The organism is Aneurinibacillus terranovensis DSM 18919, assembly GCF_000430625.1.
GTDB lineage: Bacteria > Bacillota > Bacilli > Aneurinibacillales > Aneurinibacillaceae > Aneurinibacillus_B > Aneurinibacillus_B terranovensis.
The window spans coordinates 89,802-100,174 of sequence record NZ_KE387171.1; the positions used below are offsets into that span (position 1 = coordinate 89,802).

General features: G+C 46.1%; 10 protein-coding genes. 2 read left to right on the forward strand and 8 right to left on the reverse strand.

What is annotated here, in order from left to right; translation table 11 throughout:
- Window positions 1–14: 14 nt before the first annotated feature.
- The 3 genes from ctaD to H525_RS0116030 all read right to left on the reverse strand — a co-directional run bounded on the left by ctaD (window position 15) and on the right by H525_RS0116030 (window position 3,500).
- The gene (gene ctaD / locus H525_RS0116020) at window positions 15–1,646 is read right to left on the reverse strand and encodes a cytochrome c oxidase subunit I (protein ID WP_027417002.1); all 1,632 of its coding nucleotides are present in this window, start codon (window positions 1,644–1,646) and stop codon (window positions 15–17) included.
- A 15-nt stretch (window positions 1,647–1,661) separates the two neighbouring features.
- A complete protein-coding gene (gene coxB / locus H525_RS0116025) occupies window positions 1,662–2,609 on the reverse strand; it encodes a cytochrome c oxidase subunit II (protein ID WP_051331098.1) in 948 nt (315 codons plus the stop codon).
- Between the two features lie 273 nt (window positions 2,610–2,882).
- Window positions 2,883–3,500 carry an NUDIX hydrolase gene (locus tag H525_RS0116030; RefSeq protein WP_035101593.1) on the reverse strand — a complete coding sequence of 206 codons (618 nt, stop codon included), beginning with the start codon at window positions 3,498–3,500 and terminating at the stop codon, window positions 2,883–2,885.
- Window positions 3,501–3,767: 267 nt separating this feature from the next.
- Between H525_RS0116030 and H525_RS0116035 the strand changes: the two genes are divergently transcribed.
- On the forward strand, window positions 3,768–5,147 hold the full coding sequence (locus H525_RS0116035; protein ID WP_027417005.1) for a dipeptidase: 1,380 nt from the start codon (window positions 3,768–3,770) through the stop codon (window positions 5,145–5,147).
- A gap of 247 nt (window positions 5,148–5,394) precedes the next feature.
- Entirely contained in the window at window positions 5,395–5,709 is a 315-nt protein-coding gene (locus H525_RS0116045) for a MarR family winged helix-turn-helix transcriptional regulator (RefSeq protein ID WP_081413453.1), read from the forward strand.
- Between the two features lie 334 nt (window positions 5,710–6,043).
- On the opposite strand, the gene H525_RS24445 is transcribed toward H525_RS0116045, so the two are convergent.
- The 5 genes from H525_RS24445 to H525_RS29665 form a co-directional block, all read right to left on the reverse strand.
- A complete protein-coding gene (locus H525_RS24445) occupies window positions 6,044–7,162 on the reverse strand; it encodes a sulfate/molybdate ABC transporter ATP-binding protein (protein ID WP_051331099.1) in 1,119 nt (372 codons plus the stop codon).
- Between the two features lie 14 nt (window positions 7,163–7,176).
- Window positions 7,177–7,971 carry a sulfate ABC transporter permease subunit CysW gene (cysW, locus tag H525_RS24450; RefSeq protein WP_245590506.1) on the reverse strand — a complete coding sequence of 265 codons (795 nt, stop codon included), beginning with the start codon at window positions 7,969–7,971 and terminating at the stop codon, window positions 7,177–7,179.
- Between the two features lie 82 nt (window positions 7,972–8,053).
- Window positions 8,054–8,890, reverse strand: a complete 837-nt coding sequence (cysT, locus tag H525_RS0116060; protein WP_027417007.1) for a sulfate ABC transporter permease subunit CysT — start codon at window positions 8,888–8,890, stop codon at window positions 8,054–8,056.
- A gap of 20 nt (window positions 8,891–8,910) precedes the next feature.
- Window positions 8,911–9,978 carry a sulfate ABC transporter substrate-binding protein gene (locus H525_RS0116065; protein WP_081413455.1) on the reverse strand — a complete coding sequence of 356 codons (1,068 nt, stop codon included), beginning with the start codon at window positions 9,976–9,978 and terminating at the stop codon, window positions 8,911–8,913.
- 67 nt (window positions 9,979–10,045) lie between these two features.
- Window positions 10,046–10,228, reverse strand: coding sequence for a hypothetical protein (locus H525_RS29665; protein ID WP_027417009.1), 183 nt, complete (start codon window positions 10,226–10,228; stop codon window positions 10,046–10,048).
- Between the last annotated feature and the right edge of the window lie 145 nt (window positions 10,229–10,373).

The window sequence follows — 10,373 nt, forward strand, 5'->3', positions numbered from 1 at the left end:
TGACGATTTCCTTTCTACGCTCCAAATGAATTTTCTTGGTATTTCTTCTTCATGGCACGCTCGCCAAATTCGTATGGCGGCGCAGTTACATACGGAGTTTCAAAGAAATTATGCTCAGGCGGCGGGGAAGAAATAGTCCACTCAAGCGTTTGCGCACCCCACGGGTTCGCAGGGGCTTTTACATTTTGCTTCAAGGAAACCGCAATGGCTGCAACCATTAATAGGGCGGCCAATCCGATTATATATGAACCAAACGTAGCGATCCGGTTTACCGTTTCCAGTCCCGGATCATAGTCAAACACGCGACGCGGCATTCCTTTCATTCCAATATAGTGCATCGGGAAAAACGTAAGGTTGGTTCCAATAAAATAAAGCCAGAAAACCCATTTGCCCATCTTCTCATTATACATTTTTCCTGTCACTTTAGGGAACCAGTAAAATATGCCGCCAAGAACTGCCATCATACTGCCACCAAACAGCACATAGTGGAAATGGGCAACGACGAAGTACGTATCATGCATATGCATATCGATAGGAACGGCTGCCAGATAAATGCCGCTGAGACCTCCGATCGTAAACAACCCCATAAAACCAAATGTTACAAATAGCATCGGAGTCGTAAGCCAGTTCGAGCCACCCCATAGCGTGGCAAGCCAGTTAAAGATTTTAATGGCAGATGGCACCGCAATAATCATTGATGTAATCATAAACGGCACACCGGCTGAAATCGACATCCCGGCCACAAACATATGGTGAGCCCAGACTAAGAAGCCAAGGAACCCAATGGCCACCGAGGAATACGCAATCGCATGGTAACCAAAAATCGGCTTGCGGGCAAATACAGGAATGATTTCAGATACGATCCCCATCGCGGGCAGCACCATGATATATACAGCGGGGTGGGAATAGAACCAGAATAAATGTTCATAAAGCATCGGATCCCCGCCGGCGGAAGCATTGTAGAAGTCGGTGCCGAAGTGACGGTCAAAAATAAGGGTGGTGATTGCACCGGCAAGCGCAGGCGTACCAAACAATTGAATAAAGGATGTCACAAGGGAAGACCATACATACAAAGGCAGGCGGTTAAATGTCATTCCGGGCGCTCGCATATTAAATACCGTGACAATAATGTTAATCGAGCCAAGAATGGAAGACAATCCAAGAATATGAACCGCGGTTACCCAAATATCCAGACCATATCCCGGTGATTGAACACTGTAAGGAGGATATGCGGTCCATCCTACATCGGGCATACCAAAGTAAAAACTGCTGAAAAGAACGAGACCTCCGAGAACGTATAACCAGAAGGCGAGGTTATTCATCCGCGGAAAAGCCATATCGGGAGCGCCAATCATAATCGGTATCAAATAGTTACCGAAGGCGGCGGTCAGCATGGGAATCATGAACAGGAAAATCATAATCGTTCCGTGCATGGTAAACATCTGGTTGAAAAAGTCCGCACTTTTTGAAACGTCCGGCATCCCGGGCGTCAACAGTTCGGTGCGTATAACCAGAGCGGCCGCACCGCCAAAGAAAAAGAAAAACAAACTCGCAATCGCGTACATAATTCCTATTTTCTTATGGTCTACAGACAGCAACCAATCCCGAACAAATGACCGTTTCCTTCCTTCCGCTATGGTACTCACGTCCTTCGCCCCTCCCTACTTAAGCGTTTTAATATACTCGGCAATTTGCTTCGCTTGCTGCTCAGTAACTTGCTGCGGAGGCATCGCCGGCGGAAAACCTGCGGCGATTTTAGCACCTGGCTTCATAATTGATTCTACAATGTAGTTCTCGTCATACATAACCGTACTGCCATCGGCGAGTTTGCGATCTTTACCGTACATTCCACCCCATCCGGGACCAACAATCTTAGTCTGGTCGATGGCGTGGCAATTTAAGCATCCCTTTTGCTGTACAAGGAGCTTTCCAGCCCCACCCGGACCGGATGCTCCGGCAAAACCCGGAACCTTTGTTCCACCGGATTTGACAAACTGTGTAAAATCTTTATCATTGAGGACATGTAACTTGGCTGTCATCATGGAGTGCATCGTACCGCAATACTCGGCGCAGCGAATCACATACGGTTGATCTCCCGGCTGCACAGGGCCAGACCATATTTGTGTCTGTCTTCCCGGTACGGCATCCTGCTTAATCCGCATGGCGGGAATCCAGAAACTGTGGATGACATCTCCGGAAGTAATTTTAAAAAGAACATTTTTACCGGCGGGAATAGCCACATCCCCTGATGTCTTAAATCCCTCAGGATACTGGAAGTCCCATCTCCATTTATACCCCGTAACAGTAATTGTATACGTGTCTTTCGGCGGCGTTTGAATCGCATACGTTACGCGGGAACCCAAAACGCCGATCACAACAAGTATAAGGGCGGGAATAAGCGTCCAGATGATTTCCATTTTTGTGTTGCCATGAAGAGCAATCCCCTGTTTGTCCGCTCGCCTTCTCCTATAACGAAGTAAGAAAATGAAAAGAAGCATTTCAACGAGAATAAAAATAAAGACCGCTACCCATGATACAACTACGAAGAGCGAATCTACGCTTTTTGCCATATTATTTATGGCGGGAGGAAACAGCCAACTTACGTCCACACTACACACTCCTTCCCGTATCTATAAAATTGCTTTACAGAACACATAAATACCATTGGCGTAGTAAAAACCATAGAAACACTAATATAAGGATATAGTTAGGCACTCAAATTTTCAACTAAAAACGGGGAATTTTGTGTCGCAATTGTGATTAAAAAGTGTCTATTTTGTGTAAATGTATGTGGTGTTGTTAATTTTTATGTATAAGAAAAAGGAAGGACGCGGAGCTATCCTTCCTTACCATGTTTTCCAACAATTCAAACAATATTTATCTTATTTAACCAATGAAACAAACTCTACGATAATTCTTGCCGTCAGCCCCCAGATGATTCGTTCTTCATATTCATAAAAAAATTCGGGAAGGCGAACCGTTCGCCATTTATAATCTTTTCCGTCCGGAATCAAATCGAACGGAAAATCTTCCTCCGGGTTCATGCCCAGGCGAATATAATGCACCTGTGGTTCTTGCTTAAGAAAGAAATCAAGGGGAACAAAAAAAATATCTTCCACTTCATCTTTATTAAAGATCATTTTTGTGTGGTCCTTTATCCTGCCCACGTAGCAGTAAATAGAAGAAGAATAGGGCGGGATAAGCACCCCGAGATTTTCGATAATCTCAATATCATCCCGCGTAAGGCCCAATTCTTCACACGTTTCCCGTATCGCCGCTTCTTCTTCTGAACGGTCCTCTGGTTCAATTTTTCCGCCTGGAAAGCAAATTTCACCCGGCTGCCGCTTAAGAGTTTGCGCCCGAATTTCAAATAATACGTGAACCTTGCCGTTTATTTCTACGAGCGGGATCATCACCGCAGCCCTCATCAGTGGAGCGAAACCAAATAAATTAAATGGCCGGGTCCGCGTGGTGATTTTGCTTTGAATCTCGTCCATCATAAATCTCCACCTGACTCCTTTCCCTATAAGATGACGCTGGCGTCAATCTCAAAGTGAGCGTCCCGCAGGACTTTCGCTATCTGATTTACCTTCAACGATAATCACTTTGTTTATGATCACAGTGCGTCACCTCTCTTTATTATACGGTAAAACTACCTTCGTCGATCGGGTAACGCTTTGAAAAATTCTGCCTGTTGTACTATGCTTATGTTGTACGATGCTTCCTATAGATACGAGACCTACTTCACAGTAAAGGCGGGATATAAGATGCCCAACAATTACCGTTCATACCTGGCGGAAAATCGAAACAGAAACCTTGAGGAATTGAAAGCTTTGTTAAAAATCGAAAGTATAAGCGCTCTTTCCGCTCATAAGAAGGATATACATACAGCTGCTGAGTGGATTCAAAACGCTTTACAAACAGCCGGTTTAGAGAACGTGCGGATCATGCCCACAGATGGAAACCCGATCGTTTATGCGGACTGGCTGCATGCAGAATGTGCGCCGACCGCACTTATCTACGGACATTATGATGTTCAGCCGGTCGATCCGCTTAACCTATGGCAAACGCCTCCTTTCGAACCGGATATTCGGGACGAAAAAATATACGCCCGGGGATCAACCGATGATAAAGGGCAGATTTTCATGCATATTAAAGCCATCCAGGCTCTGCTTGAAACGGAAGGCAAGCTTCCGGTTAATGTAAAGTTCTGCATTGAAGGAGAAGAAGAAATCGGCAGCCCGAATCTGGAATCGTTTGTGGAAAAAAACAGCGATTTGCTTAGCGCCGATGTGCTAGTGATTTCAGATACGCCGATGCTGGAAAAAGGAAAGCCTGCCATTTGCTATGGCCTGCGCGGCTTGTGCGCGATGCAAATTGACGTAAAAGGAGCGAAAGGGGACCTTCACTCCGGGATTTATGGCGGAGGAGTGCAAAATCCGCTGCATGCCCTTTCCGCCATTTTGGCCTCTCTGCATGATGAAGAAGGAAGGGTAGCGGTAGAAGGATTCTACGATAAGGTCGTACCGTTAACCGAAGAAGAGCGCCAGGCTTTCCGGGATCTCCATTATAGTGAGGAGCATGTTAAAAAAGAGCTTGGCATAACCGAATTGTATGGAGAAAAAGGCTATACTTTTCTGGAACGGACATGGGGGCGCCCTACACTCGAAATAAACGGAATGTACGGCGGCTTTGAGGGCGAAGGAATTAAAACGGTACTCCCAGCAGAAGCCCACGCCAAACTTTCCTGCCGCCTCGTGGGAAATCAGGAACCGGTGGAAATTCAGCAGTTAATTGAGGAACATGTAAAAAGACACACGCCGCCCGGAGTTGAAGTAACCTTCACACGCATGGATAAGGGGCGCCCGTTTACGACGCCATATGACCACCCTGTGATCCAGGCAGCCATGCGCGCCTATCAATCCGCTTATGAAGTAACACCGGCCCTTACCCGGATGGGCGGGTCGATTCCCATAGTGGAAGCATTCGGTCGCATACTCCGACTCCCGGTTGTCTTAATGGGGTTCGGCTTGCCGGGTGAGAACTTCCATGCGCCCAACGAACATTTCCATTTAGAAAATTACGATAAAGGGCTACTGACGATCTGCGAATACTGGAAAGAGCTTGCGAAAACGGAGATATCGTAGGTTAAAAACGTTAGTCTACCTTATTTGGCAAGCGAAAGTGAAGGAACGAGTAGAAATATTTAATATGTTCCTTCACTTTTTTTGCCGTTGACCTGTTGAAAAGCAGCTTCGTTCCGAGTCGTTATATGGAGTCGTTGTTTAGATCCGTTATTTGAAGTCGTTATTCAATCAATGCTTCTTGATTTTTTTCAATTGACAGCACAAGTGGGGCTGACAAGTGTTCAACAATGGATGCTCTTAGGTATGATTGCGAAGAACGAAGGGGTATCCCCTAAAGGATTTACGGCAGAACATTTTGGTGACCAAGCAGAATATTTCAAGCATGGTTGACCGTTTAAAGCAGGCCGGCTATGTATCAACCTACGAAGACTTATCCGACCGAAGAATCACAAGGGTTAAACTAACAGAGCAGGGGAAAGAGGTATTGCAAGCTCTGAAGCCGCTAACCAATGCCAGTAACGATAAGACATTTGAGGTATTTGAATCCGAAGAACTTGTTGTTCTTTCTTCCCTTTTAGAACGATTTGTAGCACATCTCAATCAACAAGTGGATATGACATGAAGTGTGCATGTTTTTTAGTCTATTAGTCAATTAGTTGTCATTTTGACGCAAGACCATAAGCTACAAAGATGATAACGAATCGATCGCCACCATCCTTCGTGGAGAGTCTCAACAAACTATCCTTTCATTGTATAAAAAAGAGGCTGATCCAAAAGGTACGTCCCAAATGATTACATCCCAAAAAATAGCCCGTAATCACGATAAAAGTGGTACGGGCTCATTATTTTTGATGCGATTTTTACTGCTAAAGTGGAGCTCGAAATTTCTATAAGAGACTTCGGAGCAGCCCATTTTTCTCGTGCTTTCTCTGTTTGTGTCGCGCGATTTGCGCATTTTACAATAAAGCTACACTTCGCTTCAAGCGTTTTTCGCCGGGATGTACCTCAACCCGATCTTTACCGACAAATACGCTGATATTTTTAAAACCAAGATAGACGGACTGACCTGGAGAGAACGGTGCGTGTTCATACAAATTATGCGGAACTTCGGCGTCGATTGTTTCATTCGTATTTTTGCAGGCTAGCTCCACTTTAACCATTGGACCGGCCAATTGCAGAGCCGCTACTTGAGCCTTGAATGCTGCCCCTTTTACCGGCAGTTGGTGAATCTCCACCTCGTGCGGTCGGACGAATCCTACCGCTTCCTCATCCTTGTAACCTGAATAGGTTGGAATATCCAGTTCGAGTGAACCAATCTTCATTTTCCCATTGAGAATTCTGCCAGGCAGCCGATTTACCTTTCCAATAAACTGATATACAAAAGGATTATCGGGGTTATGATAAACCTGTTTAGGTTCCCCTATTTGTTTTATTGTTCCCTGCTGCATGACCACGATCTGATCGGCCACTTCCAGCGCCTCTTCCTGATCATGTGTAACGAATATGGTTGTAATGCCTAACTCGTTATGGAATTGTCGCAGCCAGCGGCGAAGTTCCAGTCTAACCTTTGCATCCAGGGCACCGAATGGTTCATCAAGCAGAAGAACTTGTGGTTCGATTGCCAGGGCTCGGGCAAGCGCTACCCGTTGGCGCTGACCACCCGACAACTGCGCCGGATATCTTTTCTCCATTCCATTCAACTGCACCCGTTCGATTAGCTCTTGTACTTTGTTTGCTATTTCCTTTTTCGAGGGACGTTCCTTGCGCTTGCGTACTTTTAAACCGAATGCAATGTTATCAAATACAGTCATATGCCGGAACAACGCATAGTTTTGAAATACAAATCCTATTCGGCGGTCCATGACGCTTTGATTTGTAAGGTTCATCCCGTTAAAAGTAATCATACCACAGTCTGGAAGTTCCATTCCCCCGATAATACGAAGCAGGGTCGTCTTGCCGGAACCCGAAGGGCCGAGAAGGGCGATCAACTTCCCCTCTTCAATGGAAAGATTTATGTTATCGAGCGCAATAAAATCTCCGTATTGCTTATAAATGTTCTGGATATCAATCTTCATTCTTTTCGACCCCTTTACTTCTTTTCCTTCGATTTCCACTCTGCCACGGACTTGACAACCAATGTGACCAGCGCCAGAACGGTTAATAATGAAGCAACAGCAAACGCAGCGGCGAAATTGTACTCATTATAGAGAATCTCAACATGAAGCGGAATCGTATTCGTCATGCCTCGAATATGCCCTGACACAACCGAAACTGCGCCAAACTCCCCCATGGCTCGCGCGTTACATAGAATCAACCCATATAGTAACCCCCACTTACAATTTGGAAGGGTTACCCGGAAAAAAGTCTGCCATCCGCGAGCCCCCAGCGAACGGGCTGCTTCCTCTTCTTCTTTCCCCTGTGCTTGCAGAAGCGGGATTAATTCCCGGGCCACAAACGGGAGTGTGACAAAAAGGGTTGCCAAAACAATCCCTGGTACCGCAAAAACGATTTTGATATCATGCGCATCAAGCCAGGGAGCAAACCAGCCTTCGGAACCAAACAACAGCACAAACAACAAACCGGCAATGACCGGCGAAACGGCAAACGGAAGATCGATCAGAGTAAGCAGTATATTTTTTCCTCTGAATTCAAACTTAGCAATCGTCCAGGAAGCAGCAAGACCAAATATGGCATTTATCGGAACCGCAATGCAGGCGGTTAGAAGGGTCAAACGAATCGCCGAGAGGGCATCCGCATCCGTAAGAGCGGCGACATAAAGGTCCCATCCTTTGCTTAACGCCTCAGAAAATACGCACAGCAGGGGCAAAACGAGGAACAAACACAGGAAAAAGACCGCAATTCCAATCAGACACCAGCGTACCATTCGCGTTTTCACTGCCGGTTGAATAACTTTGTTATGACCTGTTGTGATGAGAGTGATTCGATTATCCATGGTATCCTCTCCTCTATTTAGCCACATGGCGAAGTTGATACCGCCACTGAATCAGGTTAATGAACAGGAGCAGGACAAAGGAAACCGTAAGCATCACAACAGCCAGTGCGGTGGCCCCTGCATAGTCAAACTGCTCTAATTTACTCATAATCAAGAGCGGTGTGATTTCTGTTTTCATCGGCAAGTTGCCGGAAATAAAAACAACCGAGCCGTATTCCCCCAATGAACGGGCAAATGCAAGCGTAAACCCGGTGAGCAGAGACGGCAGCAATTCCGGAAAAATCACTCTGGCGAAAGTTTTCCAGCGGGAGGCTCCCAGCGATACCGCCGCTTCCTCAAGGCTCATGTCCAGCTCCAGTAAAACCGGCTGCACGGTCCGCACAACAAAAGGCAGTCCGATAAAGGTAAGCGCGATCACTACTCCTAGCGGAGCAAATGCAGCCTTAATGCCCATCATCTCCAGGTATTTTCCGATGATCCCGGTTTTTGAGTAAATAGCTGTAAGGGCAATTCCCGCCACAGCCGTGGGAAGCGCAAATGGCAAGTCAACCAGGCCATCTAAAACGCGCTTCCCCGGAAAATTATACCGAACGAGAACCCAGGCAACCAGCAGGCCAAACACAGAATTGATAGCAGCCCCGAGGAAAGAGGAACCGAAGCTGAGGCGATAGGAAGCAAGTACCCTGTCTGCTGTTATGGTTGACCAGAATGCGGGCCAGCTCATCGTCGATGTTTTTAAAAAAATGGAGGCTAACGGCAGGATGATTAACAGACTTACATACAAAACAGTGAACCCAAGTGTTAGTGTAAAGCCAGGCAGAATGCTGTATTGTTTAAGCGTTTTTCTCATTTTTCTTTCCCCCTGGCCCTTTATGGTTTATAAATCTGGTCAAATGTTCCTCCATCGGCGAAGTGGGTCTGCTGGGCTTTTGCCCATCCACCAAACAGTTCATCTACGGTAAACAAAGGAATGTTTGGAAATTGCTTTTTGTATTTGGCAGCAACCGCCGGGTCGGTTGGACGGTAATAGTTTTTCGCACCAATTTCCTGCCCTTGCGGGGTGTATAAATATTTCAGATAAGCTTGGGCAACCTCCCGCGTCCCATGTTTATCCACCACTTTATCGACAACGGCTACCGGTGGCTCAGCCAAAATGCTGATCGATGGATAGATAATTTCAAACTGACCTTTTCCCAACTTTTCCGCTACCAACAGTGCGTCATTTTCCCATGAAATTAACACATCACCAATGCCGCGTTCCGTAAATGTGGTAGTAGCTCCACGTGCCCCCGAATCGAGTACCGGTACATTTTTAAACAGCCTCGCTACAAAATCGCGAGCTTTGTTTTGATCCCCGTTGTTCGTTTTTAACGCATAACCCCAAGCTGCTAAATAATTCCACCTGGCACCGCCTGAAGTTTTAGGATTTGGCGTAATAACGGAGACCCCTGGTTTAATCAAATCGCTCCAGTCTTTAATTCCTTTGGGATTTCCTTTACGTACGACAAAAACAATCGTTGAAGTATACGGAGAACTGTTATGTGAAAGCAGTTTCTGCCAGCCGGGTTTAATCAGCCCTTTCTTCTGAATGGCATCCACGTCATAGCCGAGTGCCAGTGTAACGATATCGGCTTCGAGTCCCTCTATTACGGAGCGAGCCTGTTTTCCCGAACCACCATGTGACTGTTTAATCGTTACAGTTTGACCAGTTTTCTTTTTCCAATCATCCGCGAAAGATTTGTTGATGTCCTGGTACAATTCCCTTGTTGGGTCGTATGAAACGTTTAACAGTTGGATATTGTTGGAAGTCGGTTTCTCAGCCCCTGCCGTTTGAACTTTTGTTTCGGTCAAACTGCATCCGGAGAACAGCAGCATCGAGCCTGCCAGAAAAGCCCCTAGAATTGCTTTCGTTTTCTTTTTCTTTGTTTGTTGTTGCATTTGTTTAACCCCCTATAATTTTCAAGTAAGGCCCATTCCACATTTTAATGGCTACCACCGGCAATACCTACCGCTTTAACCGGTTCTTCTGCCCCCATGATTCGCTCGAGAATTTTTCCGGTAATGGAAACGAAAGCTGCATGGTTTCGCTGACGCGGGCGCGGTTGTCTGCCGTTTCTTTGCTCGCTGTCGCAGAACAGCCTGTCAGCGCCGTAAACGCGGCTAGCGCTATGCTGATAAGAAAGAACAATACCTTTGACGTTTTTTTACCTTGTTCACACTTATTCCCCTGCCTTTTAAAAAATTAGGTGGTTCTCTTATTCAATTAACTTCTTGATTGCCCTTATGCATGAGAAAAACTCGCGGGCGTTGCCGCTCGTCCTTTTTCTGCAGGG

Excerpts from the sequence above, each read along its gene's own strand:
- H525_RS0116030 (WP_035101593.1), bottom strand. The coding sequence starts at position 3,500 with ATGATGGACGAGATTCAAAGCAAAATCACCACGCGGACCCGGCCATTT.
- cysT (WP_027417007.1), bottom strand. The coding sequence starts at position 8,890 with ATGAGAAAAACGCTTAAACAATACAGCATTCTGCCTGGCTTTACACTA.
- H525_RS0116035 (WP_027417005.1), top strand. The coding sequence starts at position 3,768 with ATGCCCAACAATTACCGTTCATACCTGGCGGAAAATCGAAACAGAAAC.
- H525_RS0116065 (WP_081413455.1), bottom strand. The coding sequence starts at position 9,978 with ATGCAACAACAAACAAAGAAAAAGAAAACGAAAGCAATTCTAGGGGCT.
- H525_RS24445 (WP_051331099.1), bottom strand. The coding sequence starts at position 7,162 with ATGAAGATTGATATCCAGAACATTTATAAGCAATACGGAGATTTTATT.
- cysW (WP_245590506.1), bottom strand. The coding sequence starts at position 7,971 with ATGGTACGCTGGTGTCTGATTGGAATTGCGGTCTTTTTCCTGTGTTTG.